We start from the raw sequence: 26,913 nt of genomic DNA on the forward strand, positions 1-26,913 counted from the left end.
CTGGGCTTGACCGGGTGCTGGTGGCCACCGCGGTTCCCGTCGAACGGGATGCGGTGGCCCGGGCCTGCCCCGGGGTGCGCGGCATCGACGTGATCGCCGTCGGTGTCGGGCCCGCTCTCGCCGCCGCCTCCACCGCCTCCGCCCTCACCGCCGCCGCCCTGGGGGGCGAGCCGTACGGCCTCGTCGTCTCCGCCGGGATCGCGGGCGGGTTCCAGCCCGGGGCGCCCGTGGGGTCGCTCGTCGTCGCCGACGAGATCGTCGCGGCCGATCTGGGGGCCGAGACCGAGGACGGTTTCCTGCCGGTCACCGAGCTCGGGTTCGGGACCGTCCGGCATCAGCCGCCCGCGGATCTCGTCCGGCGGGTCGCCGAGGCCGCCGGGGCCCGGACCGGGGCCGTGCTCACCGTGTCGACCGTCACCGGGACGGCCGCCCGGGCCGCCACGCTGGGGAAACGGCACCCCACCGCCCTCGCCGAGGCCATGGAGGGCTTCGGCGTCGCCGAGGCCGCCGCCGCGCACAACGTCCCCGTGCTGGAGATCCGGGCGATCTCCAATCCCGTCGGGCCGCGTGACCGCGCCGCATGGCGGATCGGCGACGCCCTGGCAGCCTTGACCGAGGGGTTCGGGAAGCTCGCGCCCGTACTGGAGAGTTGGGACCGGCATGACAGTTGAGCAGCTGCAGATCGCGTACTCGCCCTGCCCGAACGACACGTTCGTCTTCGACGCCCTCGCCCACGACCGCGTTCCCGGCGCCCCCGCCCTCGACGTGACCTTCGCCGACATCGACATCACCAACGGCATGGCCGAACGCGGCGAGTTCGATGTGCTGAAGGTGTCGTACGCCGTGCTGCCCTACGTCCTCGACGACTACGCCCTGCTGCCCTGCGGGGGTGCGCTGGGACGGGGCTGCGGGCCGCTGGTGCTGACGCGGGAGGCGGATGCCGGCCTGACCGGGCGGACCGTCGCCGTGCCCAGCGAGAGGTCCACCGCCTATCTGCTGTTCCGGCTGTGGGCCGCGGACACCGTGGCCGACGGGGTCGGCGAGATCGTCGTCATGCCGTTCCACGAGATCATGCCGGCCGTGCGGGACGGCAAGGTCGACGCGGGACTCGTGATCCACGAGGCGCGCTTCACCTACGGCGAGTACGGGCTGCACAAACTCGCCGACATGGGTGAGCACTGGGAGAACACCACCGGGCTGCCGATCCCGCTGGGCGCGATCATCGCCAAGCGGTCGCTGGGCGAGCAGGGGCTGCGGCTGCTCGCCGACGCGATCCGGACGTCGGTGCGCGCCGCCTGGGACGACCCCGAGGCGTCCCGGCCGTACGTCATGGAGCACGCCCAGGAGATGGATCCGGGCGTCGCCGACCAGCACATCGGGCTGTATGTCAACGAGTTCACCGCCGACCTCGGCGAGGACGGCTACGCGGCCGTACGCGGGCTGCTGACGCGCGCGGCGGCCGAGGGACTCGTACCGCCCCTCGGCCCGGACGCGCTGCGCTTTCCCTGAGGCCTCAGGGCCCCTCAGACGTCCAGCTGGTCGGCGACCGCGCGCAGCAGGCCCGCGATCTTCTTGCCGGCGGTCTTCTCGGGGTAGCGGCCCCGCTCCAGCATCGGCGTGATGTTCTCCAGGAGGGTCGTCAGATCCTGGACGATGGAGGCCAGCTCGTCCGGCTTCTTGCGGGTCGCGGCGGCGACCGACGGGGTCGGGTCCAGAATCGTCAGGGACAGCGCCTGGTCGCCGCGCTGTCCGGCGACGACGCCGAACTCCACGCGCTGACCCGGCTTGAGCGTCTCGACTCCGGCGGGGAGGACCGAGGAATGGACGAAGACGTCACCGCCGTCGTCGCGGGAGAGAAAGCCGAAGCCCTTCTCGCCGTTGAACCACTTGACCTTGCCGGTGGGCATGTCTGTCCTCGTCCTCGTACTCGTCGGAAAACTGCTTCTGGAAACGGCTCTTGATAGCACTCGGGCGGGCCGTACGGACCCGCCGGTACCAAGGCTAATGCTCTTGCAGCCGGTGACAAGACGTCACCCGGTTGTTCCTACGCGCTGGGAACTACCCTGGTCGGGTGCGTGACAAAACCCAAACGAATTCCGCCGCTCCCGGTGACCGCCTGGTCCGTGCCGGAGCCGTCGTCTTCTTCCTCGGCGCCCTGGCCACACTGGTCACGGTCGCCCCGCTGTTCCTCGGGACGGCGCCCTTTCCGACGTACATGTTCGGATTGAGCATGCTCATGGCCGTCGGATTCCTGATGGCCGGGGCGGGAGTGCTGCGTTCCGTCGCGGCGGGCCGGCGTCAGGCGCGCGCGGGACGGTAGTCCGAAAGCCACCGCGGGAATTCGGTCAGATCGGTGAGGACGACGTCCGCGCCCGCCGCGCGCAGTTCCTGTGGCGGGCAGGGGCCGGTGGCCACCGCGACCGAGAGCGCCCCGGCGGTCCGGGCGCCGCGCACGTCCCCGACGTGGTCGCCGACGTAGACGCCCGCGTCGTGCTCGCGCAGGGCCTCCGCCTTCTGCTCGGCCCACAGGTCGCCGATGACGGCGTCGGGCTCGATGCCGAGGTGGGCGAGGTGCAGCTTGGCGTTGGGCTCGTACTTGGCGGTGACGACTATCGCGCGTCCGCCGGCCTGCCGTACGGCCGCGATGGCCTCCCGGGCGCCGGTCATCGCGGGGGTCGCGGCGATGGCGATCGTCGGGTACATCTCCCGGTACAGGTCCGCCATGACCTGGACCTTCTCGGCCGGGAACCAATTGATCAGTTCCTCGGCGAGTGGCGGCCCGAGCCGCGTGACCGCCAGGTCGGCGTCGATGTACGTGCCCGTCCGCTCGGACAGCGCCTGGTAGCAGGCCCGGATGCCGGGGCGGGAGTCGATGAGGGTCATGTCGAGGTCGAAGCCGACGGTGAGTGCCATATGGGCCATTGTGCCCAGCCGGTGTGAACGGCAGACGCCCCCGTCCGTCTGTGACGGCAGGCGCCCCCGTCCCTCTGTGACCGGCTAGCGCGAGCGCTGGGACCGCCACACCAGGAACAGTGCCGACGCCACCGCCGCACCCCTGACCACCCACGGCCAGGTCTCCGCCACCGCGGCGTTCATATGGCCCTCGGCGATCGGGGCACCCCAGCGGCCGCTCGTCCGGCCCCACAGCCAGACCAGGCCTCCCGCCACGGAGAGGCTCGGCAGGATCACGACCGCCCACTTCGTCTCGGCCTGGGTCAGGCGGCGGGAGGCGTAGGCGATGAGCCAGCCGAGCAGGAGGACGAACCAGTTGCCGAGCACGGCACCGGCGACGAGCAGGCCGGCGGCGATCAGGAGGAGCGGGTTGCTCCAGTTTCCGGCGGCAAGGCGCGGGAGACGGCGACGGCTCCCCTCCCCGGCCGACTCGGCCGCCTCTGCCGCCTCGACGACCGGGGCCGGCTCCCCGGCCGCCGCCTTCTCCAGCTCCGCCTTGCGCTGCGCCGGCGGCTTGAGCAGGTCCGGCAGCTCCACGCCGCCCACGAAGCCCGGCACCTCGTCGCCCACGCCGAAGGGACTGCTGTCCACCCGCCACCAGTCCGGCTGGACCGCGGCGCCGCCGAGCTCGTGCCCGGCGGCCAGATGCGGCGGGGCGGGGCCGTCGGAGGGGGCGGGGCGCGGCTCCTCGGCGGGCCGCGCCGGGCGGGGACGCGGTACGACGCGCCGCATGACGCCCTTCGCCCGCTCCTCCGGCTCGGCGTCACGCTGCACGGGAACGGAGGCGGCCGGGGCGGCGCTGTACGGCTCACCGCCCGTGCCTCCCGCCGCCGCGGTCACGACGTCGTCGGGGCTGCCCAGGCGGGACAGGATGCGGCGGACGGCGGCGGGCGAGTCGACGGTGGCCTTCGCGCGGCGCTTGTCGATCTCGTTGCGCAGATCCGCGACCAGGCGCATACGGGTGGCCGACGGCAACTGCCGCTGCTGGGCCACGTCGCCGACGCGGCTCAGATACTCGTAAACGACCTGGTCGCTCTCAATCCCCACGAAGTCCCCTCCGGGGCGGGTGCGTTGCGTGACGCCGTCGGACGACGGTACCGCGAGGACCGGTGGAGCGGCCAAAAGCCCGTCCCGCGTTCGGGGGGCGAGGCCGCGCACGGTCGGCCCTGCCGCCGGAGGCGACCCGCTACCGTGGACCGGATGAGCACCGAGGACAGGCCCCCGGCCCCCCGCTCCCTCGCGGAAGCGCTCCGCGCGCGGGGCGACGCCGCGCTGGGCGCGCTCCTGCGCAGCCGCCCGGATCTCATCACTCCCGTCCCCACCGATCTCACCCAGCTCGCCACCCGCGCCGGCACCCGTGCCTCGGTCGTGCGGGCCCTGGAGCGGCTGGACCGGTTCGCGCTGCAGACGGCGGAGGCGCTGGCCGTGGCGGCGGATCCGGCGACGCACGACGAGCTGCTCGGACTCATGGCGGGCGACGAGCGGGACCCGGCCGTGGCCGCCGCCCTGCCGCACGCCCTGGGCGTGCTGCGCGAGCAGGCGCTGGTGTGGGGCGGTGACGACCGGCTGCGGCTGGTCCGCACGGCACGTGAGCTGCTGGCCCCTTCGCCGCAGCACCCGTCGCCGACCGGGCTGGGCCCGACGGTGCAGGAGGCGACCGCCGGGATGTCCCCGGGCCGGATCCAGGAGATCGTCACGACCGCCGGGCTCGCCTCGACGCACGACTCGGTCTCCGCGGTGACCGCGCTGACGGGGCTGTTCACGGACCGGGCCCGGATGGCGGCGCTGCTCGCCGGTGCCCCGGCCGACTCCGTCGAGGTGCTGGAACGCCTGGTGTGGGGGCCGCCGTACGGGCAGGTCACGGCCGATCCGGCGGCCCGGCTGCGCTGGTTGCTGGACCGAGGGCTGCTGCTGCCGACGGCGCCCGGGACGGTCGTCCTGCCGCGCGAGGTCGCCCTGCATCTGCGGCGGGGGCAGGCGCACCGGGCGCCCGAGCCGGTACCGCCGGTGGTCGAGGTGGCGGCCACACATCGTCCACAGGTTGTGGACAGCGCCGCGGCCGGGCAGGCGTACACCGCGCTCGCGACCGTCGAGGAGCTGCTGAAGGACTGGGACGAGGGCGGGCCGGCGGTGCTGCGCGCCGGTGGGCTGAGCGTGCGGGACCTCAAGCGGACCGCTGTCGCCCTCGACGTACCGGAGCCGGTCGCCGCGTTCTGGGTGGAACTGGCGTACACGGCGGGTCTGATCGCCTCCGACGGCGAGGCCGACGAGCGGTACGCGGCGACCCCGGCGTACGACGAGTGGCTGGAGCTGCCCGCCGCCGAGCGCTGGTCGCGGCTGGTCACGGTGTGGCTCGCGGCGACGCGGACGGCCGGGCTGGTGGGTGGGCGCGACGCGAAGGACCGTACGTTGTCGGCGCTCGGGCCGGGCCTGGACCGCTCGGCGGCGCCCGAGGTGCGGCACCGGGTGCTGGCGCTGCTGGCCGGGCTGCCGGAGGGCGCGGCCCCGTCCGCCGGGTCGGTGCCGGCACGGCTGCGCTGGGAGCGCCCCCTGCGCGGCGACCGGCGCGAGGACGACCTGCGGAGCCGGCTCGCCGAGTGGGCGCTGTCCGAGGCGGAGCTGCTGGGCGTCACGGGCCGGGGCGCGCTGTCGGCCCAGGGCCGGGCGCTGCTGGGCGCGCCCGCGGCTGCCGCGCCGAGCCCGGAAGCGGAGCCCTCCGGCCCGGGGGACAAGCTGCCCGTCCACCACCATCACCGCACCGCACCGCTCGTCCCCCTCTCCCCCGCCGAGCAGGCCGTCGCCTCCGCCGCCGCGGCCCGGCTGCTCGCGCCGCTGCTGCCCGAGCCGCTGGACCACGTGCTGCTCCAGGCCGACCTGACGGCGGTGGCGCCCGGGCCCCTGCGGCGGCCGCTCGCGGACATGCTGGGTGTGCTGGCGGACGTCGAGTCCAAGGGCGGGGCGACCGTCTACCGGTTCACGCCCGGCTCGGTGCGGCGGGCGCTGGACGCCGGGCAGGCCGCCTCCGACCTGCACGCCTTCCTCGCCGTGCACTCCCGTACGCCGGTGCCGCAGCCGCTCGCGTACCTGATCGACGACGTGGCCCGCCGGCACGGCCATCTACGGGTCGGCGCGGCCTCGGCGTACGTGCGCTGCGACGACGACGCGGTGCTGAGCGAGATCCTCGCCGACAAGCGGGCCGCCGGTCTCGGGCTGCGCCGGCTCGCCCCGACCGTACTGGCCGCGCAGGCCGACCCGGCGGGACTCCTGGAGGGCCTGCGGGCGATGGGGTTCGCGCCGGCCGCCGAGTCCGCCGAGGGCGATGTGCTGATCACCCGCGCCCTCGCCCACCGCACCCCGCCGCGCACCGCGCCCGAGCCGGTCCCGGACGGCCCGCCGGTCCCCGACGACACCCTCCTCGCGGCCGCGCTGCGCGCCATCCGGGCCGGCGATCTCGCCTCCACCACCCCGCGCAAGCCCGGCACGGCCCCCGTGGCCAACGGTGCGCTGCCCCGCACCGGCGCCGCCGAGACCCTCGCCACCATGCAGGCCGCCGTCCTCACCGGTGAGGCCCTGTGGATCGGCTACGTCAACGCCGAGGGGGCCGCCAGCCAGCGGGTCATCGCCCCGATCCGCGTCGAGGGCGGCTTCGTCACGGCGTACGACCACACCGCGGACGAGGTCCGTACGTATCCGCTGCACCGGATCACGGGGGTCGCCGAGCTCGCCGACGACGCGGACTGATGGCAGCTCGTGGCCCGTGTCACCCGTTCGGGTGCAGGCGGGCGTTCATGCACGCCACGCCGGGGACTTCCCACCCTTGGGCGACCTTCCCGGGCGTGCCGCATCACGCGGTGCGCGCGGGGGCAGCCACCGGGTGTCCTGTGAGCGTCACCGAAAGGAAGTCCCCCACATGCGCGCTGTCCGTCGAGTCGCCGCCGTCCTGGCCACCGCGGCCCTGATGACGTTCGGGGGGCTGGCCACGCCGGCCTCCGCGGCGAGCATCGATGTCGCCGGCCTCGTCCTCGAGACACCGCAGATCTGATCCGCTCCCGCGCGGCCGCCGGGCCGGTCCAGGCGTCCCCGGGCCGGCTCGCGGTGCGGTGTCCGTCGTCTCTCAGCCCGTGAAAGGCCCCGCCGTCCTCATGCGTGAAAAGCTGCCCGCCGTCGCTCTCTGTGCCGTCGCACTCGTGGGGGCGTCGGCGCCCGCCGCAGCCGCGGCGCCCCCGCTGCCGCTGCCCCTGCCGGTCGCCGGTGTGGAGCCACTGGTCACCGAGGGGGTCTCCATCGAAGGCCCGCTGGTCAACAACGTCAGTCTGCCCACGCTGAAGTAGCGCGGCGCGTCCGGTAGCTGTCCCCGTCCAGCCGCACGAACTCGGCGTGATGGGCGAGGCGGTCCGTCATCGCCGGGGCGGACGGGCCGAAGACCTCGTCCCAGCGGCCGAGGGGGCGGTCGCTGGTCACGATCAGCGAGGCCCGCTCGTAGCGGCGCGCGACGAGCTGGAAGAACAGGCCTGCGGTCGCCGCGTCGAAGGGGGTGTAGCCGACCTCGTCGACGATCAGGAGGGGGTGATCGTCGAGAGCGGCCAGCTCCGCGTCGAGCCGGCCGGCGTCCCGGGCGTCGGAGAGCCGGGCGGCCCACTCGGCGGCGGTCGCGAACAGCACCCGGTGCCCGGCCTGGCAGGCGCGCACGCCGAGGGCGACGGCCAGGTGGGTCTTGCCGGTGCCGGGCGGGCCGACGAGGACCACGTTGCGCCGGGCGGTGACGAACTCCGCCTTGCCGAGCCGCGCCACGGCCTCCCGGTCGAAGCCGCGGGGGTGCCGCTGGTCGAAGTCCTCCAGGGCCTTGCGGGCCGGAAAGCCGGCGGCACGGATCCGGGCCTCGGAGTCGGCGCCGGCGCCGGCGTCCGGGTGGGGCTGCCGCGGGACGTCCGCCGCGGCCGGCGGGATCTCGCCGCCGGGTCCGGGCTGCCGCGGCAGGGCCCCTGCGGCCACCGGGGCTGCGACGCCCGGCTCGCGCCGGGGCGAGACAACCGCCCAGGCCACCGGGGCCTCGGCGCCCGGCTCGCGCTGAGAGGGGGCAGCCGGCGCGGCCGGCAGGGCCTCGGGGTCCGGCGTCGAGCACTGCCGGTCCGCGTGGTCGTGCTCCCGTGGGTGCCGGGCCGGCGTGTGCCCGGCCGGAGAGCGGTCGGCCGGAGAGCGGTCGGCGTGTCCGCGGTCCGCGTGCGCGACCATCGGCCCCGACATGTAGGCGAGGATCGCCGCCGAGGCGATGAACGCCATGTGGATCACCGTCCCCCACAGCAGGGCGTGCTGGGAGGTGTGGTGGACGTCCACGAACATCTGGAGCAGGTGCACGGAGGAGATGCCCACGATCGCCGTGGCGAGCTTGACCTTCAGCACGTTGGAGTTGACGTGCGAGAGCCATTCGGGCTGGTCGCGGTGGCCCTGCAGGCCGATGCGCGAGACGAACGTCTCGTAGCCGCCAACGATCACCATGATCAGCAGGTTGGCGATCATGACGACGTCGACCAGCTTGAGCACCGCGAGCATCACGTACGTCTCGGTGGCGTGCCCGGTCACGCACATCAGGATTAAGGTCCAGAGCTCCTTGAAGAACTTGTAGACGTAGACGCCCTGGGCGGCCACCAGCCCGAAGTACAGCGGGGCCTGGAGCCAGCGGGTGGCGAACAGGGCGTATCCGAGCGTGGTGGTCGTCGGGTTCTGCACCTGCGCCATTCTTCGGGACCGCGATGGAAAAACTGAATTCACACCACACGTTGGGATGAATAGGCATTCAGTACGACTGGACGCGCAGATCACACCACCTGACGCGGTCGATCAGGCACACTTGACGATTGGCCGGGGCGTCGCACTGTCGAACCGTCCGAGCCGTCCGGCCACAGAAAGGGTGCCGCGCGTGAATGGTCCGCTGATCGTCCAGTCCGACAAGACCCTGCTCCTGGAAGTCGACCACGAGCAGGCCGACGACTGCCGTCGGGCCATCGCCCCGTTCGCGGAGCTGGAGCGGGCGCCGGAGCACATCCACACCTACCGGGTGACTCCGCTCGGCCTGTGGAACGCCCGGGCGGCGGGCCATGACGCCGAGCAGGTCGTGGACGCGCTCGTGCAGTACAGCCGCTACCCGGTGCCGCACGCGCTGCTCGTGGACATCGCCGAGACGATGGACCGCTACGGCCGTCTCACCCTGTCCAAGCACCCCGCGCACGGGCTGGTCCTGACCACCACCGACCGCCCGGTGCTGGAGGAGATCCTGCGGTCGAAGCGGGTCACGCCCCTGGTCGGCGCCCGCATCGACCCGGACACGGTCGCCGTGCACCCCTCCGAGCGCGGGCAGATCAAGCAGACGCTGCTGAAGCTGGGCTGGCCGGCCGAGGACCTCGCCGGGTACGTCGACGGCGAGGCGCACGAGATCGAGCTGGCCGAGGACGGCTGGGCGCTCAGGCCGTACCAGAAGCAGGCCGTCGAGAACTTCTGGCACGGCGGGTCGGGTGTCGTCGTGCTGCCCTGCGGCGCCGGGAAGACGCTGGTCGGGGCCGGGTCGATGGCGCAGGCCAAGTCCACGACCCTGATCCTGGTCACGAACACGGTGTCCGCCCGGCAGTGGAAGCACGAGCTGGTGAAGCGGACGTCGCTCACCGAGGACGAGATCGGCGAGTACAGCGGGACGAAGAAGGAGATCCGGCCCGTCACGATCGCCACGTACCAGGTGCTGACGACCCGGCGGAAGGGCGTCTACCCGCACCTGGAGCTGTTCGACTCGCGGGACTGGGGGCTGATCGTCTACGACGAGGTGCACCTGCTGCCCGCGCCGGTCTTCAAGTTCACCGCCGACCTCCAGGCGCGGCGGCGGCTCGGGCTGACCGCCACCCTGGTGCGTGAGGACGGCCGGGAGTCGGACGTGTTCTCCCTGATCGGCCCCAAGCGGTTCGACGCGCCGTGGAAGGAGATCGAGGCGCAGGGGTACATCGCACCCGCCGACTGCGTGGAGGTCCGGGTCAATCTGACGGACTCCGAGCGGCTCGCGTACGCCACGGCCGAGACGGAGGAGAAGTACCGCTTCTGTGCGACGACCGCGACGAAGCGGAAGGTCACGGAGGCGATCGTCCGGCGCTTCGCCGGGCAGCAGATCCTCGTCATCGGCCAGTACATCGACCAGCTCGACGAACTGGGCGAGCACCTCGGGGCGCCCGTGATCAAGGGCGAGACGTCGAACGCCCAGCGGGAGAAGCTCTTCGACGCCTTCCGGGAGGGCGAGATCAGCGTGCTCGTCGTGTCCAAGGTCGCGAACTTCTCGATCGACCTGCCGGAGGCGACGGTCGCCATCCAGGTCTCGGGCACGTTCGGCTCCCGGCAGGAGGAGGCCCAGCGCCTCGGCCGGGTCCTGCGTCCCAAGTCCGACGGCCATCAGGCGCACTTCTACTCGGTGGTCGCCCGGGACACCATCGACCAGGACTTCGCCGCCCACCGCCAGCGCTTCCTGGCGGAGCAGGGGTACGCGTACCGGATCATGGACGCGGACGAGCTGCTGACGGAGAGCTGACGGCGCCCGGCCGGTCCCCTCACTTGCGGCGGACCACGCCGACTTCCTCTCCGTACTGACCGAGGACGACCACGTCGAAGGCAGCGCCGGCGAAGACCCTGATGGCGCGCAGGGCATCGCCGAGACGGTGGCGGTGGCTGCCGGTCACGGCGGTGGCGCCGGGCGGGCGGCCCGGTGCCGGGGCAGGGTGGATGGTTGCTGCGCTCATACCTCCATGGTGCGTTTCGGCCCGTAAAGTCCGCGTCGGTCTCGGGACCGAACCTTCCGCAGGTCCTCGTACGCCCGTGGGGCAACCCCTTCCCCTCAGGGAGGAGTGCCACGTCCCCGCGTCCCCTAGGGGACGGGAAAACCGTTCGCGGCCGGCGCCTGTGCTCCTCTAAGATCCCGCTCTTGCCCGCCTCCCTCACGGAGCGCCGCCGACCGGACGGAAACCGGCCGACATCTCACCGCCATCTCTTCAGCAGGTCCCTCCGGAGGCACCCCCTTGTCCACGCCCCTCGACGACCCGCTCTCGCGTGAGCGCTCCCACCTGGCCGCGTCCCGTTCCGCCCTGCGCGCCATGCGCGAGGGGGTCGAGGCCCTCGACATCAGCGACGTCACCGCGAACTGGGTCAACGCCGAGGTGCTGACCCACCAGATCGGGGAACGCATCAAGGCCCTGGCCGACCTCAGCGACACCCCGCTGTTCTTCGGCCGGCTCGACTACCTGCACGCCCCGGGCGCCGAGGAGGCGGAGGGCGCCGAAGGCGAGCGCTTCTACATCGGGCGGCGGCATGTGCACGACCAGGACGGCGACCCCATGGTCATCGACTGGCGCGCGCCGGTCTCGCAGCCGTTCTACCGGGCCTCCAAGAAGGACCCGATGGACGTCGCGCTGCGCCGCCGCTTCGGTTACACCCGCGGCGACATCACGGCGTACGAGGACGAGCACCTGTCCGATCCCGGCGCTGTGACACTGTCCGGCTCCGCCGGGGAGGCCCGGACCAGCAAGCTGCTCCAGCAGGAGATCGAGCGGCCGCGTGTCGGCCCGATGCGGGACATCGTCGCGACGATCCAGCCGGAGCAGGACGAGATCGTCCGGTCCGGCCTCTCCGGCACGGTGTGCGTGCAGGGCGGCCCGGGCACCGGGAAGACCGCCGTCGGCCTGCACCGGGTCGCCTACCTCCTCTACGCCCACCGCGAGCGGCTCGCCCGTACCGGCACGCTGGTCATCGGGCCGAACCGGTCCTTCCTGCACTACATCGAGCAAGTCCTCCCCGCGCTCGGCGAGTTGACCGTCCAGCAGGCGACCGTCGACGACATCGTCGCCCACGTCGAGATCAAGGGCGCGGACGACGCGGCGGCCGCCGTCGTCAAGGGCGACGCCCGGCTGGCGCAGGTGCTGCGCCGGGCCCTCTACGCGCACGTCACGATGCCCACCGAGCCGGTCGTGGTGGTGCGCGGCTCCCGCCGCTGGCGGGTACCGGCGTACGAACTGGAGCAGCTGGTCCGCGAGTTGCTCGACCGCGGCATCCGCTACGGCGCCGCCCGCGAGGCCCTGCCGCAGCGCATCGCGCATGCCGTGCTGGTGCAGATGGAAAGGTCGGGTGAGGCGCCCGACGACCGGGTGCAGGACGCGGTGGCCCGCAACAGCGCGGTCAAGGCGGCGGTCAAGGCGGTCTGGCCGGCGGTCGACCCGGCGAAGCTGGTGCTGCGGCTGCTGTCGGACGCGGAGTTCCTCGCCGTCCACGCCGACGGGATCCTCGACGAGGACGAGCAGAAGGCGATCCTCTGGGTGAAGCCGGCGCGCAGTGTGAAGTCGGCCAGGTGGTCACCGGCGGACGCCGTCCTGATCGACGAGGCCACGGACCTGATCCAGCGCACGCACTCCCTCGGGCATGTCGTCCTCGACGAGGCGCAGGACCTCTCCCCCATGCAGTACCGGGCCGTCGGCCGGCGCTGCACCACCGGCAGCGCGACCGTCCTCGGCGACCTGGCGCAGGGCACGACGCCCTGGGCGACCCGGGGCTGGCGGCAGGCGCTGTCCCACCTGGGCAAGCCGGACGCGCTGGTGGAGGAGCTGACGGCCGGTTTCCGCGTCCCGACGGACGTCATCGCCTACGCCTCCCGGCTGCTCCCGCACATCGCCCCGGGCCTCACCCCGGTGGTCTCGATCCGCGAGAACCCGGGCCACTTCGAGGTCCGGCCGGTCTCCGGCACGGCGGACGTGGTCGAGGCCTGCCGCGCGTCGCTGCGCCACGAGGGCTCGACGGGCCTCATCGCGGCGGACGCCCGCGTCCCGGAGCTGGCCAAGTCCCTGACGGAGGCCGGGATCCCGTACCTGGGCCCCGGTGAGGAAACGACCCAGGACACCCGCCTGACCCTGGTCCCGGCGTCCCTCGCGAAGGGCCTGGAGTACGACTACGTGGTCCTGGACGAACCCCGGGCGGTGGTCGACGGCGAACCGGACGAACGGACGGGCCTGCGTCGCCTGTACGTGGCCCTGACGAGGGCGGTATCGGGCCTGACGGTGACCCACACGGCACCGCTGCCGCCGCAACTGCGGGCCTGAGCTGCGGGCATGCGTGCCGCCAGGGGCGGCACGGGTGGGCGCGGCGGCACCTCGCCGCGCCCAGCTGCCGCACCCACCCGGCCCGAGCAACAACGTGCAGTACCTACGGGACGCCGTCCACCGCAGCCCGCCACGCCGCGACCGCCTGTGCCGACACCGGCTCGTCCCACCCCCGCGGCCGGGCCGCCCCGCCGATGTGGAAGCCGTCGACTCCGGCCTTCAGCAACATCGGCACATGAGCGAGCCGCAGCCCACCCCCGACCAGCAACCGTTGCTCATACCCCGGCTCCCCGGCCCGCCCCGCCTCCGCGAGCAGCACGGGCAGCCCGTCGTCGACCCCGTCCGCCGACCCGGCCGTCAGGTACGTGTCCAGCCCCGGCATCCCGTCCAGCTGCTTGCGCAGGGCATCGCGGTCCGCGGACCGGTCGATCGCGCGGTGGAAGGTCCAGGGGCAGCCGTCCAGCACGCCCACAACCCGCTCCACAGCCGCCACATCCACCCCGCCGTCCGCGTCGAGGAACCCGAGCACGAACTCCTCCGCCCCGGCCTCCCGCAGCTCGCCCGCCACCCGCGCCAGCCGGTCCACGTCCCCGGCCGCGAACCCGTCGGCCGGCCGCAGCATCACCCGCAGGGAGATGTCGACCGCCCGGCGGATCCCGGCGACGGTGGCGGCCGACGGCGTGAGCCCGTCGGCCGCCATGTCGGTGACCAGCTCGAGGCGGTCCGCGCCTCCCGCCTGGGCGGCGACCGCGTCCTCGACGCCGAGGGCGATCACCTCCAGGACTGCACGCTTGCTCATGGGGCCCCTTCGTCGGCACGGCGTCGGCGTACGGACGCCTGACGGTTGCGACAGGTCTAGTCCAATCAAGACTACGCTGCCCACTCCCGCCGAATCCCAAGCCCCCGGCCCCGGGCCGACGCCTCAGCCGAAGATGTTCAGCTCCTTCGCCTCCACCCCGGCCAGCTCGAACGCCGGTGCCCCGTCGACCGGCCGCCCCGCGTACAGCCGTACGAGGGTCGGCCCGTCCCCGATGAAACGGCCCGGGGGCCGCTCCCCGCCGCTCTCACCCAGCCGCAGCGGCTCGTCCAGGTCGTCGAGGTCGGCGTGCAGCGGCACGTGCCCCCGCTCGCGGGTGAGGCGGGCGAGCAGCGCGAGTGCGTCCGGCAGCCCGGCCCCGCCGTACGCCCCCGGCTCCCCGAAGGCCTCGCGGACGTCCCCGGCGTGCACCCACTCCCCGAGGGCGAGGCCGTCCAGCTTCCCGCCCGCCTGGGCGATCACGGGCCCGGCCTCGCCCATCCCCCGCTCCAGCTCGTCGACGATCTGTGCGTCGCTCCGGCCGGCCCGTTCGGCGATGTCCCGGTCGTTTACCTCGGGCGAGAACACGCCCTCCTCGAACCTGCCCTCCGCCACCCGCGTCAGCGCGGCCGAGCAGTGCGCGAGCACGTCCCGCACCGTCCAGCCCGGACACGCGGCGACGGGCCGCGCGAAGTCCTCCCCGGCCCGGCCCCGCAGCAGCGGGATCAGCGCGTCACGCTCGATCGTCAGCAGCCGTCCGGGCTGCTCGGGGTCCCGTACGTCATGCACATCAGCAGGAGTAGTCATGCCCCCACGCTAGGTGCCCGACCCCGCTCAGCGGGAGAATGCCACCATGGCCGACCTCGACTCCCTGCACACCCGCTTCGCCCGCACCCTGGAAGCAGCCCGGGGCCCGGCCGGCGGCCCGGACCCGGCGCCGTACGCCGATGCCCTGCTCACCCGCTGGCAGGAGCCCCAGCGCCGCTACCACACGGTCGAGCACCTCACGGCGGTCCTGGACCGCGTCGACGAACTGGAGCGATACGCGCACGACCCGGACGTGGTGCGGCTGGCCGCCTGGTTCCACGACGCGGTCTACCTGCCCGACCGCTCCGAGAACGAGGAGCGCTCCGCCCGCCTCGCCGAGCGCGCCCTCCCGGAAGCCGGCGTTCCCGACGCGAAGACCGCCGAGGTGGCCCGCCTGGTCCGGCTCACCGTCACCCACGACCCCGCCGACGACGACCCCGACGGCCAGGTCCTGTGCGACGCCGACCTCGCGATCCTCGCCTCGCCCCCGTCGGCGTACGCCGCCTACACCACGGCCGTCCGCGAGGAGTACCACTTCGTCCCGAACGACGCCTTCCGCGCGGGCCGCGCCGCGATCCTGCACCAACTCCTGGACCTCCCACGCCTGTTCAGGACGCCGTACGGCGCAGCCGAGTGGGAGGCCACGGCCCGCTACAACCTCGCCGGCGAGCTGGAAATGCTGTCGCTCTCACCTCACGACGCCTCGTAGCCTGCCCACCATGTGGACCACGGGAGCGGAACAGGTGGAGCAGGCCGTCGCCGAGTGCGTCGGGCTGTTGGGGGCGGTCACCGATCGGGACTGGGAAGGGGTGCGGGCCGGGCGGCTGGAGTGGAGCTGCCGCAGGACGGCGGTGCACATCGCGGAGGATCTCATCGCGTACGCGGGGCAGCTGGCGGGGCGGGAGCAGGACGGGTACGCGCCGTTCGAGCTCTCGCTGGACGAGGGGACCGACAACGCGGGTGCGGTGCGGGTGATCGGCGCGATGGGCGCCCTGCTCGCCGCCGCCGTCCGTACCACTCCACGTGACGTGCGGGCCTTCCATCCGTACCCGTTCCGCAGCGCGAACCGTGAGGGGTTCGCCGCGATGGGCGTGGCCGAGGTGCTGCTGCACACGCACGACATCGCCGAGGGGCTGGGCGTGCCGTACGAGCCGGCGTCCGAGCTGTGCGACTTCGCGCTGACCCGGATCTTCCCGCACGTCCGGCCGGGCCCCACCCCGTGGCTGACCCTGCTGTGGGCCACCGGCCGCGGGGAACTGGCCGGACGCGCCCCGGTCACCGGGTGGCGCTGGAGCAACAACCTGGTGATCGACACCGAGCGGCTCACCCTGCAGGGCGTCACCCCGGCGGCGGCCACCGATCTGTCCACGGTCGGCGACGGCGGCTTCGAGTGGATCGAGGGCGGCCCGGTCGAGGGCACCCGGGTCGGTTCCGGGCTGGTGTACAAGCAGTACGAGGACGGGGTCCACCGGCCGGAGTGGGGCATGTACGTGCTGGTCCGGCGCGAGGACGACCGCGCGCTCGGCGCCATGGGGTTCCACGGCGTCCCGGACGAGGCGGGGCGGGTCGAGATCGGCTACGACCTGGTGGAGGGCGCCCGCGGCCACGGCTACGCCACCGAGGCGCTGCGCGCGCTGTCGTCCTGGGCGCTGGACCGGCCGGAGGCGCGGACCGTGGTCGCGAACGTCGAGCGGGACAACGTGCCGTCGCAGAACGTGCTCGCGCGGGCCGGGTTCACCCAGGTCGCCGAGGACTCCGAGCAGCACCTGGCCTACGAGCTGCGCGAACCTCGCGAGGGATAGCGTCCCTTGGGCCGCCGCAGCCCCGCTTGGTGCAGCAGCCGTACCACCTCGCGGCTCCTGACCTCCACGGCCCCGGCCCGCACCGCGTCGGCGTACCGCTGCTCGGGGATGTCGTAGTGGTCGCGTTCGAAGGCCCGGCGGGGGACGCCGAGGCGCGCGGCGAAGGCGTGCAGCTCGTCGTAGGAGACGTCGCTGACGAGGTGGGACCACAGGCGGCCGTGGCCGGGCCAGGCCGGCGGGTCGATGTAGATCGTCACGCGGGCCTCACGAGGACGCCGCGGGGCCGATGGCCTCGCTCAGGGATCCCACCGCGGCGACCTTCACGCCCGCCTCGCTGCACACCCAGTGCGGGTCGGCCCCCAACTCCGGTTCCACGTCGAGGGCGTGCGGCTCACCGGTGCCGCACACCGGGCACAGCGGCCAGCGGCCGTACCGCTCCAGCAGGGCGTCCTGGACGTCCTGAGCGACCAGACCGGCCACGTACTGCGCGCCCTCCGGCCACTGCTCGACCCACCACCGCCGCTGCACGACGGACTCCTCGACCAGGGACACGACATCGGCCTCGGCGACGCGTCCCGCGACGAGGTCGGCCAGTACGAGGGCGCGCGCGGCGTGCAGCGCCTGCTCCAGGGGGCTGAGGGGATCCATGCCCCCATTGTGCGCACTCTTGACCCCGCCGCCGCGCCGAAAATATCTTTCAATCGTGACCCGAGACGTGAAGGAAATTTTCGCCGGCGAACGCGGCGGCCCCTCGGGGGCGAGCGGCGCCCCGCCCGCCCCCGCCGCCCTCGCGGCCAAGGTCCGCACGCTGGGCCCGTCGATGACGCGTTCCATGCAGCGCGTCGCCGAAGCCGTGGCGGGCGACCCGGCCGGCTGCGCGGCCCTCACGGTCACCGGCCTCGCCGAACTCACCGGCACCAGCGAGGCGACCGTCGTACGCACCGCCCGCCTGCTCGGCTATCCGGGTTACCGGGACCTGCGCCTGGCCCTCGCCGGCCTCGCCGCACAGCAGCAGTCGGGCCGCGCCCCGGCCATCACCACGGACATCGCGGTGGACGACCCGATCGCCGACGTGGTGGCCAAGCTCGCCTACGACGAGCAGCAGACCCTCGCCGACACCGCCGCCGGCCTCGACACCGTCCAACTGGGCGCGGCCGTCACCGCGCTGACCACGGCCCGCCGCACCGACGTGTACGGCGTCGGCGCGTCCGGCCTGGTAGCGCAGGACCTCACGCAGAAGCTGCTGCGCATAGGGCTGATAGCGCACGCCCACAGCGACCCGCACCTCGCCGTCACCAACGCGGTGCAACTGCGCGCGGGCGATGTCGCGATCGCCATCACGCACTCCGGGGCGACGGGGGACGTCATCGAGCCGCTGCGGGTCGCCTTCGAGCGCGGGGCGACGACGGTGGCGATCACCGGCCGGCCGACCGGCCCCGTCACGCAGTACGCCGACCACGTCCTCACCACGTCCACCGCACGCGAGAGCGAGCTGCGTCCGGCGGCGATGTCGTCCCGTACCGGACAGCTCCTCGTGGTGGACTGCCTGTTCGTGGGGGTGGCGCAGCGGACCTACGAGAAGGCGGCGCCGGCGCTGTCGGCGTCCTACGAGGCCCTGGCCCACCGGCATCGTTCCTGAGGCGCGCCGCCCCGCCCAGCACCGGAAAGACACGGAAAGAGCCGTTCATGACCTCCACCTCCCACCCCCGTGACCTCAGGACCGAGTTGGAGTCCCTGACCACCGAGGCCTTCCGGCCGGAACTCGCGGACATCGACCGGCTGCCCACCCTCGACATCGCCCGGCTGATGAACGGCGAGGACGCCACCGTGGCCGGGGCGGTCGCCGCACGGCTCCCGCAGATCGCCGCCGCGATCGACGCCGTCGCGGAGCGGATGGCCCGGGGCGGCCGCCTGGTCTACGCGGGCGCGGGCACGGCGGGCCGGCTGGGCGTCCTGGACGCCTCCGAGTGCCCGCCAACCTTCAACACCGACCCCTCCCGGGTCGTCGGCCTGATCGCGGGCGGCCCGGACGCGGTGGTCACCTCGGTCGAGGGCGCGGAGGACTCCCGGGACCTGGCCCGGGCCGACCTGGCGCCCCTCGCCCTGACCCCCGACGACACGGTGGTCGGCATCTCCGCCTCCGGCCGCACGCCGTACGCCATCGGCGCGGTCGAACACGCCCGCACCCGTCGCTCCCTCACCATCGGCCTCGCCTGCAACGCCGGCAGCCCGCTCGCGGCCGCCGCCGACCACGGCATCGAGATCGTCGTGGGGCCCGAGCTGCTCACCGGCTCCACCCGTCTGAAGTCCGGCACGGCGCAGAAGCTCGTCCTCAACATGCTCTCGACGATCACGATGATCCGGCTGGGCAAGACCTACGGGAACCTGATGGTCGACGTCCGCGCCTCGAACGACAAGCTCCGCGCCCGCTCCCACCGCATCGTCGCCCTCGCGACCGGTGCCGACGACAAGGAGATCGAGCAGGCCCTGACCGCCACGGACGGCGAGGTGAAGCACGCGATCCTCACGATCCTGGCCGACGTCGACGGCCCGACGGCGGCCCGCCTGCTGGAGGAGTCCGACGGGCACTTGCGAGCGGCCCTCGCGGCGACCGGCTGACCTGTCAGCAACTCAGGGCCTGCCCCGCCCGTCCCGGTTCAACTGCCGCACCCGCGCCCGCAGCTCCGCACTCACCGGCAGCGAGCGGAGCACGTCGGCCAGGTGCTCGGCCGTCCGTACATTGCACCGCCCCAGATCGACCAGGGCGAACGGCTCGTCGCTCGCGCCGGTCACCGGGTCGACGCCCAGCGACGGCAGCACGACTCCGACTCCCCCGAGCGCGTCCCGCAACGACTCCACGATCTCTTCGGTCGAGCGCACGTTTCCCCCACCTCCACGCTGAGTTTGCGATTCACCACACAGCGTGTCCGGCACGCCTAGCCTGGCCAGATACGGCGGCCCAACAACCCGATGTGTACGACAGGGAGTTGCCCATGCCCGGATCCAGGGACCTCGACCCGTCCTCCTCCCCGCGGGCCCTCCTGGGCGCCGAACTCCGCCACGCCCGCGAGAAGGCCGGCCTCAGCCAGGAGGAACTGGGGCAGCGGCTGTTCGTGAGCGGGTCGTTCATCGGACAGTTGGAGGCAGGGACGCGGAGGTTGCAGCGGGAATACGCGCGGTTGCTGGACGAGGTGCTGGGGACGGAGGACTTCTTCCAGCGGAATTGCGCGGCGGCGGCGAAGTCGAAGTACCGCGAGCACTTCGCGGAGGCCGCGGAGACGGAGACGGAGGCCACGGCCATCAGGGAGTACACCTCGATGCTGATCCCCGGATTGCTCCAGACACCTGCTTACGCACGAGCCGTCAGCCGCGCCTACCAGCCCTCAGCGGCAGAGGAGGCCATCGAGGCGCTGGTGACCGGTCGGATGGAGAGGGCGCGGATCCTCGGCGATCAAACAAAGCCTCTGTTGTGGACGGTGATTGACGAGGCCGCACTGCGCCGCGTGACGGGCGGGCCAGAGGTGATGACGGGGGCCCTGCGCCACCTCATCGGCTTGATCCTCCGGAACCGCGTCATCGTTCAGGTGCTGCCGTTCGACGCAGGAGCCCATCCGGGGATGCAGGGGTGCGTCAGGGTGATGGACTTCGACGACGCCCCTCCGCTGGCCTACCTCGAAGGGGTCGACACCGGACAGTTGGAAGACGACCCCGCCACCGTCGCGCGTTACAGGCTCTACTTCGAGTTCCTCACGGCTTCGGCACTCTCGCCTGAGAAGTCTCTGGCTCTCCTTGAGGCGATGGCGCAGGATTACGGCCATGAGGAACACGCCTGAGTGGTACAAGTCCAGTTACAGCGGCGGCACCGGCGACAACTGCCTGGAAGTCACCCAGGCACTCCCTGATGTCGTCCCCGTCCGGGACTCCAAGAACCCCGCCGGCCCGAAGCTCGTGTTCCGGGCCACGGCCTGGGCCGCGTTCGTCGAAAACCTCAAGGACGAGACGGCCTGAGCTTCGGGACCCGGGCTTCGAGCTCTCTTTTCAAGGAACGGGTAGAGGGCCTCAACCCGCCCTCCCACCCCGCGTGTTGACTTGACGCGTTCGGCTTGCCACGGACAGTGACAGGCCTCTAACGTGCCTGCATACGCAACAGCCCCCGCCCGGTGCGCCAACACCTGCGGGGGCTTAACCAACGGCATCGAAGGAACAGTTCGATCCCATGGCTGAGACCCAGCTTAGTGCTGCCTCCCCGTGCGCGCACCCAATGGCGAACCCGGGCTACGGCAAGCGCTCCGCCCCCGACCAACTCCCCCGCGCCAATCACGACTTCGCACACCTCCCACCCCGCGAAGCCGCCATCGCCGCGTACGTCGACCGCCTCCCCGACGGCGCCGACATCTCCGTGAAGACGCTGGCCAAACAGCTCCCGTACGGGCAGTGCGCCCTGGGCACGGCGCTCAACCGCATCCAGCAGGCGGGCCACCTACGGCGAGGCCGGGAGTGTGTGACGGCCGAGGACGGCAGCTCCCGCTGGATCACCCGTTCGTGGTTCTCCCGCACCGCCAGGGACGATGACTGGTGGGCGGCCTTCACGCGTGGCGACGTACCGAGGCAGCAGCGTCCTACCCGCTCCCGCGCCCACATCCTCCTGGCCGCCCTCGGCCGCACGGCACCCGTCCTGTCCCTCTCCCAGGCCGACTGCGCGGCACTCGCCCCGCTGGTGACGGAGTGGTTCGAGCGGGGCGCCTCGGAGGACGACGTACTGCGAGCACTCACCGCCGGCCTGCCGACCCCCGTCCACCACCCGGCCGCCCTCGTCCGCAACCGCCTGACCAGCAAACTCCCGCCCCCACCTGCCCCGCGTCCACCCCTGCGGGTCCTGGAGTGCGCGAACTGCGGCGCCCCGGGGCGTCCAGAGTCCCTGCCAGGGGGCCGTTGCAGCGCCTGCCGGGGCGAACGCGCGCCCGCGCAACCCCCTGCACCCCTGTCCGCCCCCACGGTTCACGACCGCGCGGCCGAGATCCGCGCCGCGATGTCCCAACGACGACAAGAGAAGGCACACACATGACGGCTCCTACGGTGCGACGCACTCCCTGAGGGCACGATGGAAGGGAGGAGGCACCACCATGACCGCCGAAGGACGGCCGCTACCAGCACATCTCCCCGCACCCCTGGGGCGCCACGGTCGAGCTCCCCGCCCCCGTGAACATCACCCTGGACACCGAGAAGCTCAAGGACTACGCCGACTGACGACAATGGACCCATGAACCACGCCCAGCTCACCGCCCTAGGCCGTGCCCTCCGACTTCTCGGTGAGCACGGGGAAGCCCTCGCCTCCGACACCCCGGACGCCAAGCTGCACGAGGTCAAGGCCGATCTGAAGCGCGCCCTGGACCTGCTGGAGGACAGCGTCACGACCGCCAAGCCCACCACACGCTGCGCCGAGCATCCGAACGGCCCCGTCGACAAGGCCGCCCCCGACCTGTGCCTGCTGTGCGAGACCCGGCGCAGGGCGGCCCGCCGCAACGAGTTCAACGGGCCCGCGCCCCAGCAGCCGCAGACCGACCCCGTCCAGTCCCGCTACGGCGTACGCGGCGACCGCCCCCAGCCCCAGCAGCGCTGGCTGGCGGAGCTGTGGAACGGCCAGACCTGGCAACTGTGCGGCACCCCGCGCCGGGACCGCCGCGAGGCGGAGTTGTTCATCGCGGCCCAGCGCAAGGCTCCCCGGGCCGCCATGGCGTACCGGCTGGTGCACGAGTTCACCGACTACGAGGTGCTGCGGGTGTGGGGGACGCCGGTGAAGGTGGACATCGAACCCATGGGCAACCTCTGACCGCCCCCGCTCACAGCAGCGGCAGGGGCTGGAAGTCGTGGCCCTCCCACAGGCGCCGCGACGTCTCCTCCGGGTACGCCGTGACCACCGGCTCCGCGTCCAGCACCTGCACCAGCCGCTGCTCGTCGTCGTACGCCGGCCAGCCCGGGTCGCCCGACCGCGCGAAGGAGGTCCAGGACGCGCGAAAACGCGTCGACAGGGACAGCGCCTCGGCGGAGGGCTCCACACCCGCGAACAGCAGAAGCCCCAGGTCCGCCCCGTAGGTGCCGAACAGCAGGGGGATGTCCAGGCCGTGGCAGGCGCCGAGCGCGCCGCCGTTGCCGGGGGCCGGCCAGGTCAGTTCGTAGACGTGCGCGCTGCCGCCGCCCGCGCGATGGGCCTCGGCCAGGTGCAGGGAGGGCATGTTGAACAGCCAGTCCGTCTGGACGCGTTCGTAGAGCTCGCCCGGGGAGGCCTCGGGGAACGCGGCGCGGTAGGCCTCTTCACCACCGGGGGCGAACAGACGCAGGGCCGACGCCGCCTGCTCCTCCGTGATCCGGCCGAGTCGGCCCGCCATGGCGGTGAAGAGGCGGTACTCGTCGCGGTTGTGGCCGACCAGGAGGTCGACGTCCTGTGCCGCACCGGACCTCAGTGCCTGCCACGGGCTCGTCGGCAGGACCTCGCCGTCGACCACCGGTGAGAAGGGCGTGACCGTGGGCGCCGCCTGCCCCCAGCGGTCGACGTACTGGAGCATCTTGGCGCTCAGCGTCTCCCCTGCCGACGTCAGCCGGTGCGGATCGACCGTCGCGAGGTCGGTGACCGTGGGGCGCAGACCCACCTCGGCGGCGAGAGCGGCACCGATGTCACGGGCCAGGGCGTCGGAGAAGAACGTCCCCGGCACGCTCTGCGCGATCGCCCGCCGGAACAGCCCGGACGCGCGCTCCATGGTGAGCAGCGAGGCGACCGAGCCCGCACCCGCGGACTCCCCGAAGACCGTGACCTGCCCGGGGTCACCGCCGAAGGACCCGATGTTGTCCCGCACCCACTCCAGCGCGGCCACCTGGTCGAGCAGTCCGCGGTTGGCGGGTGCTCCCTCGATGGACGCGAAACCCTCCATGCCCAGGCGGTAGTTGAGGGACACGACCACCACGTCGCCGTCGGCCGCGACGTGCCGGGCGTCGTAGCCGGGGCTGCCGGAGTGGCCGAGCTTGTAGGCGCCGCCGTAGATCCACACCATCACCGGGCGGTGGGCGGCCGGGTCGGGGTCCGGGGTCCAGACGTTGACCGTGAGCCACTCGTCGCCCTCGGGGACGTCGAGGAGGCCCGGGCCGCCCAGGTTGCCGAGGTCCTGCGGGGGCGGCGGGCCGAAGGCGTACGCGTCGCGTATGCCGTCCCAGGGGTGGGCGGGGCGCGGGGCCATGAAGCGGGCCTCGCCCACCGGGGGCGCGGCGAACGGGATGCCGCGGAAGACCGCGAGCCCCGCCTCCCTGCGGCCCCGGACGGCACCGGCGGTGGTGCGGACCACCGGTCCGGGCTGCCCGGCGGAGCCGTCGTGCGGCGGGCGGGACTCGGTCGTCGTCATCTCAATCTCCTCAGGGAAGGCCGGTGAACAGGCGCTCGGTCAGTGTCCTTGGCCGGCGCAAGCAGATCCAGAGGCCCTCGGGAGGCGGATTCAGCTGAGGGTCTTCAGCGCCGCCGGGTCGTACGACGCCAGGTCCTCGAAGCGGCCGGCCAGCACCTTCTCGGCCCACTGCGGGTCCTGGAGCAGGGCGCGGCCGACGGCGACCATGTCGAACTCGTCGCGCTCGAAGCGGTCGAGGAGGTTGTCGAGGTCGCCGACCTCGGCGCCGTGGCCCTGGAAGGACTTGAGGAAGTCGCCGCCGTCCAGACCGACCGAGCCGACGGTGATGGCGGGCTTGCCGGTGAGCTTCTTGGTCCAGCCGGCCAGGTTGAGGTCCGAGTCGTCGAACTCGGGGACCCAGTAGCGGCGCGTGGAGGCGTGGAAGGCGTCGACACCGGCCGCCGCGAGCGGGGTCAGGATGGCCTCCAGTTCCTCCGGGGTCTCGGCGAGGCGGGCGCGGTAGGCCTCCTGCTTCCACTGGGAGTAGCGGAAGATGACGGGGAAGTCGGCGGAGACGGTCTCGCGGACCGCAGCGACGATCTCCTCGGAGAGCTTGGCACGGGCGACACGGTCGCCGCCGTAGGCGTCGGTGCGGCGGTTGGTGTCCTCCCACAGGAACTGGTCGAGCAGGTAGCCGTGGGCGCCGTGGAGCTCCACGCCGTCGAAGCCGATGCGCTCGGCTGCGGCGGCGGCCTCGGCGAACGCGCCGATGACGGCGTCGATGTCGGTCTGCGTCATGGTCTTGCCGGTGGGCTCGGTCGCGCCGATGCGCAGGCCGGAGGGGCCGACGGCCGGGGCGTCGGCGACGGGCGGCTCGCCCTGGTTGCGGACCATGCCGATGTGCCACAGCTGCGGCACGATCGTGCCGCCCGCGGCGTGTACCGCCTCGGCGACCTTCGCCCAGCCCGCGAGCTGCTCCTCGCCGTGGAAGCGGGGCACGCGGTCGCTCTGCCCGGCCGACTCGTGCCCGACGTAGGTGCCCTCGGTGACGATCAGGCCGACTCCGGCGGCGGCGCGGCGCGCGTAGTACGAGACGACGTCCTCGCCGGGTACACCGCCCGGGGAGAACATACGGGTCATCGGTGCCATCGCGATCCGGTTCGGAACGGTCAGGCCGCCCAGCGATACGGGCCGGGACAGGATTTCGGCGGCGCGGGAGGCGGCGACAGTCACGTGGGGGCTCACTTTCGGATACCAGATGGTATGTGCAAACGCATAGGACGTGAGTTTCAACCAACCGGCCCCGACTCGGCCATCCCCACCCCGCTGTGATCCCGGACACGCCCGAGGGCGGCACCCCCTGTCGGAACAGGAAGTGCCGCCCTCGGCAAGGACGTTGATCGACCAGGTCGATCAGAAGTCCATGTCACCGCCCGGCATGCCGCCGCCGGCCGGGGCAGCGCCCGCCTTCTCCGGCTTGTCGGCGATGACGGCCTCGGTGGTGAGGAACAGCGCGGCGATGGAGGCGGCGTTCTGCAGCGCGGAACGGGTCACCTTCGCCGGGTCGATGATGCCCTCGGCGATCATGTCGACGTACTCACCGGTCGCGGCGTTCAGGCCGTGGCCGACCTGGAGGTTGCGGACCTTCTCCACGACGACGCCGCCCTCGAGACCACCGTTGACGGCGATCTGCTTCAGCGGGGCCTCCAGCGCGAGCTTCACGGCGTTGGCGCCGGTCGCCTCGTCACCCTCGAGCTCCAGCTTCTCGAAGACCTGGGAGGCCTGCAGCAGGGCCACGCCACCACCGGCGACGATGCCCTCCTCGACGGCCGCCTTGGCGTTGCGCACGGCGTCCTCGATGCGGTGCTTGCGCTCCTTGAGCTCCACCTCGGTGGCGGCACCGGCCTTGATGACGGCCACGCCGCCGGCGAGCTTCGCCAGGCGCTCCTGGAGCTTCTCGCGGTCGTAGTCCGAGTCGCTGTTCTCGATCTCGGCGCGGATCTGGTTGACCCGGCCCTGGACCTGGTCGGCGGAGCCGGCACCGTCGACGATGGTGGTCTCGTCCTTGGTGATGACGACCTTGCGGGCCTTGCCCAGCAGGTCGATCGTGGCGTTCTCCAGCTTGAGGCCGACCTCCTCGGAGATCACCTCGCCGCCGGTGAGGATGCCGATGTCCTGCAGCATCGCCTTGCGGCGGTCGCCGAAGCCCGGGGCCTTGACGGCGACGGACTTGAAGGTGCCGCGGATCTTGTTGACGACCAGGGTCGACAGGGCCTCGCCCTCGACGTCCTCGGCGATGATCAGCAGCGGCTTGCCCGACTGCATGACCTTCTCCAGGAGCGGGAGCAGGTCCTTGACGTTGGAGATCTTGGAGTTCGCGATCAGGATGTACGGGTCGTCGAGGACGGCCTCCATACGCTCCATGTCGGTGGCGAAGTACGCCGAGATGTAGCCCTTGTCGAAGCGCATACCCTCGGTGAGCTCCAGCTCCAGACCGAAGGTCTGGGACTCCTCGACGGTGATGACGCCTTCCTTGCCGACCTTGTCCATGGCCTCGGCGATGAGCTCGCCGATCTGGGTGTCGGCGGCGGAGATGGAGGCCGTGGAGGCGATCTGCTCCTTGGTCTCGACGTCCTTCGCCTGCTCCAGCAGGGCGGCGGAGACGGCCTCGACGGCACGCTCGATACCGCGCTTGAGGGCCATCGGGTTGGCGCCGGCGGCTACGTTGCGCAGACCCTCCTTGACCAGGGCCTGGGCGAGAACGGTCGCGGTGGTCGTACCGTCACCGGCGACGTCGTCCGTCTTCTTGGCGACTTCCTTGACCAGCTCGGCGCCGATCTTCTCGTACGGGTCCTCGAGCTCGATCTCCTTGGCGATGGAGACACCATCGTTGGTGATCGTGGGCGCGCCCCACTTCTTCTCGAGGACGACGTTGCGGCCCTTGGGGCCGAGCGTCACCTTGACGGCGTCCGCGAGCTGGTTCATGCCGCGCTCGAGGCCGCGCCGCGCCTCCTCGTCGAACGCGATGATCTTGGCCATGTGAAGTGGTCCCTCCAGGACTGGGGGTGATTACT

29 protein-coding genes are annotated in these 26,913 nt (G+C 72.6%); 16 read left to right on the forward strand and 13 right to left on the reverse strand.

The features are described 5' to 3' along the window. Positions 1-20: 20 nt before the first annotated feature. Positions 21-671 (forward strand): futalosine hydrolase, encoded by a 651-nt coding sequence (locus ACFU3E_RS01190; RefSeq protein WP_384150606.1) that lies wholly within the window; start codon positions 21-23, stop codon positions 669-671. Further along, positions 661-1,509 (forward strand): 1,4-dihydroxy-6-naphthoate synthase, encoded by an 849-nt coding sequence (locus ACFU3E_RS01195; protein ID WP_384150114.1) that lies wholly within the window; start codon positions 661-663, stop codon positions 1,507-1,509. Before ACFU3E_RS01190 ends, ACFU3E_RS01195 begins: the two co-directional genes overlap by 11 nt. A gap of 14 nt (positions 1,510-1,523) precedes the next feature. Here ACFU3E_RS01195 and ACFU3E_RS01200 read toward each other — a convergent pair whose 3' ends face one another. After that, the gene (locus ACFU3E_RS01200; RefSeq protein ID WP_282574310.1) at positions 1,524-1,907 is read right to left on the reverse strand and encodes a cold-shock protein; all 384 of its coding nucleotides are present in this window, start codon (positions 1,905-1,907) and stop codon (positions 1,524-1,526) included. Positions 1,908-2,071: 164 nt separating this feature from the next. On the opposite strand from ACFU3E_RS01200, the gene ACFU3E_RS01205 reads away from it, so the two are divergent. Further along, positions 2,072-2,320: a hypothetical protein gene (locus ACFU3E_RS01205; RefSeq protein ID WP_352118029.1), complete on the forward strand. Its 249-nt coding sequence runs from the start codon at positions 2,072-2,074 to the stop codon at positions 2,318-2,320. Here the strand turns inward: ACFU3E_RS01205 and ACFU3E_RS01210 are convergent. After that, positions 2,299-2,922, reverse strand: a complete 624-nt coding sequence (locus ACFU3E_RS01210; protein ID WP_384150119.1) for an HAD family hydrolase — start codon at positions 2,920-2,922, stop codon at positions 2,299-2,301. The genes ACFU3E_RS01205 and ACFU3E_RS01210 overlap by 22 nt on opposite strands. Positions 2,923-2,997: 75 nt before the next feature. After that, positions 2,998-3,999 (reverse strand): hypothetical protein, encoded by a 1,002-nt coding sequence (locus tag ACFU3E_RS01215; protein WP_384150122.1) that lies wholly within the window; start codon positions 3,997-3,999, stop codon positions 2,998-3,000. A gap of 153 nt (positions 4,000-4,152) precedes the next feature. Between ACFU3E_RS01215 and ACFU3E_RS01220 the strand changes: the two genes are divergently transcribed. The 3 genes from ACFU3E_RS01220 to ACFU3E_RS01230 all read left to right on the forward strand — a co-directional run bounded on the left by ACFU3E_RS01220 (position 4,153) and on the right by ACFU3E_RS01230 (position 7,283). Then, positions 4,153-6,693: a helicase-associated domain-containing protein gene (locus ACFU3E_RS01220; protein ID WP_384150125.1), complete on the forward strand. Its 2,541-nt coding sequence runs from the start codon at positions 4,153-4,155 to the stop codon at positions 6,691-6,693. Between the two features lie 169 nt (positions 6,694-6,862). After that, positions 6,863-6,994: a hypothetical protein gene (locus ACFU3E_RS01225; protein WP_384150128.1), complete on the forward strand. Its 132-nt coding sequence runs from the start codon at positions 6,863-6,865 to the stop codon at positions 6,992-6,994. A gap of 100 nt (positions 6,995-7,094) precedes the next feature. Then, positions 7,095-7,283, forward strand: coding sequence for a hypothetical protein (locus ACFU3E_RS01230; RefSeq protein ID WP_384150131.1), 189 nt, complete (start codon positions 7,095-7,097; stop codon positions 7,281-7,283). Here ACFU3E_RS01230 and istB read toward each other — a convergent pair. Continuing rightward, entirely contained in the window at positions 7,261-8,688 is a 1,428-nt protein-coding gene (gene istB / locus ACFU3E_RS01235; RefSeq protein ID WP_384150134.1) for an IS21-like element helper ATPase IstB, read from the reverse strand. The two genes, ACFU3E_RS01230 and istB, sit on opposite strands and share 23 nt — an antisense overlap. A gap of 181 nt (positions 8,689-8,869) precedes the next feature. On the opposite strand from istB, the gene ACFU3E_RS01240 reads away from it, so the two are divergent. Further along, a complete protein-coding gene (locus ACFU3E_RS01240) occupies positions 8,870-10,513 on the forward strand; it encodes a DNA repair helicase XPB (RefSeq protein WP_384150137.1) in 1,644 nt (547 codons plus the stop codon). Positions 10,514-10,532: 19 nt separating this feature from the next. On the opposite strand, the gene ACFU3E_RS01245 is transcribed toward ACFU3E_RS01240, so the two are convergent. Next, a complete protein-coding gene (locus tag ACFU3E_RS01245; protein WP_384150141.1) occupies positions 10,533-10,721 on the reverse strand; it encodes a hypothetical protein in 189 nt (62 codons plus the stop codon). 276 nt (positions 10,722-10,997) lie between these two features. Between ACFU3E_RS01245 and ACFU3E_RS01250 the strand changes: the two genes are divergently transcribed. After that, on the forward strand, positions 10,998-13,064 hold the full coding sequence (locus ACFU3E_RS01250) for a HelD family protein (protein ID WP_384150144.1): 2,067 nt from the start codon (positions 10,998-11,000) through the stop codon (positions 13,062-13,064). Between the two features lie 103 nt (positions 13,065-13,167). On the opposite strand, the gene ACFU3E_RS01255 is transcribed toward ACFU3E_RS01250, so the two are convergent. Then, complete coding sequence (locus ACFU3E_RS01255) at positions 13,168-13,863, reverse strand: copper homeostasis protein CutC (RefSeq protein ID WP_384150147.1); 696 nt, start codon at positions 13,861-13,863, stop codon at positions 13,168-13,170. Positions 13,864-13,986: 123 nt separating this feature from the next. Beyond that, a complete protein-coding gene (locus ACFU3E_RS01260) occupies positions 13,987-14,667 on the reverse strand; it encodes a maleylpyruvate isomerase family mycothiol-dependent enzyme (RefSeq protein ID WP_384150150.1) in 681 nt (226 codons plus the stop codon). Positions 14,668-14,713: 46 nt separating this feature from the next. Here ACFU3E_RS01260 and ACFU3E_RS01265 point away from each other — a divergent pair, with 46 nt between their 5' ends. Both ACFU3E_RS01265 and ACFU3E_RS01270 read left to right on the forward strand, forming a co-directional pair. Continuing rightward, positions 14,714-15,376: a hypothetical protein gene (locus ACFU3E_RS01265; protein WP_384150153.1), complete on the forward strand. Its 663-nt coding sequence runs from the start codon at positions 14,714-14,716 to the stop codon at positions 15,374-15,376. A gap of 34 nt (positions 15,377-15,410) precedes the next feature. Then, entirely contained in the window at positions 15,411-16,469 is a 1,059-nt protein-coding gene (locus ACFU3E_RS01270; RefSeq protein WP_384150609.1) for a GNAT family N-acetyltransferase, read from the forward strand. Here the strand turns inward: ACFU3E_RS01270 and ACFU3E_RS01275 are convergent. Next, positions 16,439-16,726: a DUF4031 domain-containing protein gene (locus ACFU3E_RS01275; protein WP_384150157.1), complete on the reverse strand. Its 288-nt coding sequence runs from the start codon at positions 16,724-16,726 to the stop codon at positions 16,439-16,441. The genes ACFU3E_RS01270 and ACFU3E_RS01275 overlap by 31 nt on opposite strands. 7 nt (positions 16,727-16,733) lie before the next feature. Beyond that, the gene (locus tag ACFU3E_RS01280) at positions 16,734-17,117 is read right to left on the reverse strand and encodes a hypothetical protein (RefSeq protein ID WP_384150160.1); all 384 of its coding nucleotides are present in this window, start codon (positions 17,115-17,117) and stop codon (positions 16,734-16,736) included. Positions 17,118-17,172: 55 nt separating this feature from the next. Here ACFU3E_RS01280 and ACFU3E_RS01285 point away from each other — a divergent pair, with 55 nt between their 5' ends. Both ACFU3E_RS01285 and murQ read left to right on the forward strand, forming a co-directional pair. Then, positions 17,173-18,108 (forward strand): MurR/RpiR family transcriptional regulator, encoded by a 936-nt coding sequence (locus tag ACFU3E_RS01285; RefSeq protein ID WP_384150163.1) that lies wholly within the window; start codon positions 17,173-17,175, stop codon positions 18,106-18,108. 47 nt (positions 18,109-18,155) lie between these two features. Next, positions 18,156-19,088 carry an N-acetylmuramic acid 6-phosphate etherase gene (gene murQ, locus ACFU3E_RS01290; RefSeq protein WP_384150166.1) on the forward strand — a complete coding sequence of 311 codons (933 nt, stop codon included), beginning with the start codon at positions 18,156-18,158 and terminating at the stop codon, positions 19,086-19,088. Positions 19,089-19,100: 12 nt separating this feature from the next. Here the strand turns inward: murQ and ACFU3E_RS01295 are convergent, their stop codons facing one another. Beyond that, on the reverse strand, positions 19,101-19,349 hold the full coding sequence (locus tag ACFU3E_RS01295; RefSeq protein WP_384150628.1) for a hypothetical protein: 249 nt from the start codon (positions 19,347-19,349) through the stop codon (positions 19,101-19,103). 113 nt (positions 19,350-19,462) lie between these two features. Here ACFU3E_RS01295 and ACFU3E_RS01300 point away from each other — a divergent pair, with 113 nt between their 5' ends. The 4 genes from ACFU3E_RS01300 (at position 19,463) to ACFU3E_RS01315 (ending at position 22,299) form a co-directional block, all read left to right on the forward strand. Further along, positions 19,463-20,302 (forward strand): Scr1 family TA system antitoxin-like transcriptional regulator, encoded by an 840-nt coding sequence (locus tag ACFU3E_RS01300; protein ID WP_384150169.1) that lies wholly within the window; start codon positions 19,463-19,465, stop codon positions 20,300-20,302. Further along, a complete protein-coding gene (locus tag ACFU3E_RS01305; protein ID WP_384150172.1) occupies positions 20,286-20,477 on the forward strand; it encodes a DUF397 domain-containing protein in 192 nt (63 codons plus the stop codon). The genes ACFU3E_RS01300 and ACFU3E_RS01305 overlap by 17 nt, the downstream gene beginning before the upstream one ends. Positions 20,478-20,685: 208 nt before the next feature. Then, a complete protein-coding gene (locus ACFU3E_RS01310) occupies positions 20,686-21,534 on the forward strand; it encodes a hypothetical protein (protein ID WP_384150175.1) in 849 nt (282 codons plus the stop codon). A gap of 195 nt (positions 21,535-21,729) precedes the next feature. Next, positions 21,730-22,299 (forward strand): hypothetical protein, encoded by a 570-nt coding sequence (locus tag ACFU3E_RS01315; protein WP_384150178.1) that lies wholly within the window; start codon positions 21,730-21,732, stop codon positions 22,297-22,299. 10 nt (positions 22,300-22,309) lie between these two features. On the opposite strand, the gene ACFU3E_RS01320 is transcribed toward ACFU3E_RS01315, so the two are convergent. From ACFU3E_RS01320 to groL, 3 genes are all read right to left on the reverse strand, one after another. Continuing rightward, positions 22,310-23,860, reverse strand: a complete 1,551-nt coding sequence (locus tag ACFU3E_RS01320) for a carboxylesterase/lipase family protein (RefSeq protein WP_384150181.1) — start codon at positions 23,858-23,860, stop codon at positions 22,310-22,312. Between the two features lie 90 nt (positions 23,861-23,950). After that, positions 23,951-25,072, reverse strand: coding sequence for an NADH:flavin oxidoreductase (locus ACFU3E_RS01325; RefSeq protein ID WP_384150184.1), 1,122 nt, complete (start codon positions 25,070-25,072; stop codon positions 23,951-23,953). A gap of 180 nt (positions 25,073-25,252) precedes the next feature. Further along, on the reverse strand, positions 25,253-26,878 hold the full coding sequence (groL, locus tag ACFU3E_RS01330; protein WP_384150187.1) for a chaperonin GroEL: 1,626 nt from the start codon (positions 26,876-26,878) through the stop codon (positions 25,253-25,255). Positions 26,879-26,913 lie beyond the last annotated feature (35 nt).

The sequence above is a fragment of the Streptomyces sp. NPDC057424 genome (genome assembly GCF_042803315.1).
GTDB lineage: Bacteria > Actinomycetota > Actinomycetes > Streptomycetales > Streptomycetaceae > Streptomyces.

Bases quoted from the DNA above. Each gene is read 5' to 3' on its own strand.
- ACFU3E_RS01195 (WP_384150114.1), top strand. From the start codon at position 661: ATGACAGTTGAGCAGCTGCAGATCGCGTACTCGCCCTGCCCGAACGAC.
- ACFU3E_RS01200 (WP_282574310.1), bottom strand. From the start codon at position 1,907: ATGCCCACCGGCAAGGTCAAGTGGTTCAACGGCGAGAAGGGCTTCGGC.
- ACFU3E_RS01210 (WP_384150119.1), bottom strand. From the start codon at position 2,922: ATGGCCCATATGGCACTCACCGTCGGCTTCGACCTCGACATGACCCTC.
- ACFU3E_RS01220 (WP_384150125.1), top strand. From the start codon at position 4,153: ATGAGCACCGAGGACAGGCCCCCGGCCCCCCGCTCCCTCGCGGAAGCG.
- ACFU3E_RS01225 (WP_384150128.1), top strand. From the start codon at position 6,863: ATGCGCGCTGTCCGTCGAGTCGCCGCCGTCCTGGCCACCGCGGCCCTG.
- ACFU3E_RS01230 (WP_384150131.1), top strand. From the start codon at position 7,095: ATGCGTGAAAAGCTGCCCGCCGTCGCTCTCTGTGCCGTCGCACTCGTG.
- istB (WP_384150134.1), bottom strand. From the start codon at position 8,688: ATGGCGCAGGTGCAGAACCCGACGACCACCACGCTCGGATACGCCCTG.
- ACFU3E_RS01245 (WP_384150141.1), bottom strand. From the start codon at position 10,721: ATGAGCGCAGCAACCATCCACCCTGCCCCGGCACCGGGCCGCCCGCCC.
- ACFU3E_RS01255 (WP_384150147.1), bottom strand. From the start codon at position 13,863: ATGAGCAAGCGTGCAGTCCTGGAGGTGATCGCCCTCGGCGTCGAGGAC.
- ACFU3E_RS01260 (WP_384150150.1), bottom strand. From the start codon at position 14,667: ATGACTACTCCTGCTGATGTGCATGACGTACGGGACCCCGAGCAGCCC.
- ACFU3E_RS01265 (WP_384150153.1), top strand. From the start codon at position 14,714: ATGGCCGACCTCGACTCCCTGCACACCCGCTTCGCCCGCACCCTGGAA.
- ACFU3E_RS01280 (WP_384150160.1), bottom strand. From the start codon at position 17,117: ATGGATCCCCTCAGCCCCCTGGAGCAGGCGCTGCACGCCGCGCGCGCC.
- murQ (WP_384150166.1), top strand. From the start codon at position 18,156: ATGACCTCCACCTCCCACCCCCGTGACCTCAGGACCGAGTTGGAGTCC.
- ACFU3E_RS01300 (WP_384150169.1), top strand. From the start codon at position 19,463: ATGCCCGGATCCAGGGACCTCGACCCGTCCTCCTCCCCGCGGGCCCTC.
- ACFU3E_RS01305 (WP_384150172.1), top strand. From the start codon at position 20,286: ATGAGGAACACGCCTGAGTGGTACAAGTCCAGTTACAGCGGCGGCACC.
- ACFU3E_RS01310 (WP_384150175.1), top strand. From the start codon at position 20,686: ATGGCTGAGACCCAGCTTAGTGCTGCCTCCCCGTGCGCGCACCCAATG.
- ACFU3E_RS01315 (WP_384150178.1), top strand. From the start codon at position 21,730: ATGAACCACGCCCAGCTCACCGCCCTAGGCCGTGCCCTCCGACTTCTC.
- ACFU3E_RS01320 (WP_384150181.1), bottom strand. From the start codon at position 23,860: ATGACGACGACCGAGTCCCGCCCGCCGCACGACGGCTCCGCCGGGCAG.
- groL (WP_384150187.1), bottom strand. From the start codon at position 26,878: ATGGCCAAGATCATCGCGTTCGACGAGGAGGCGCGGCGCGGCCTCGAG.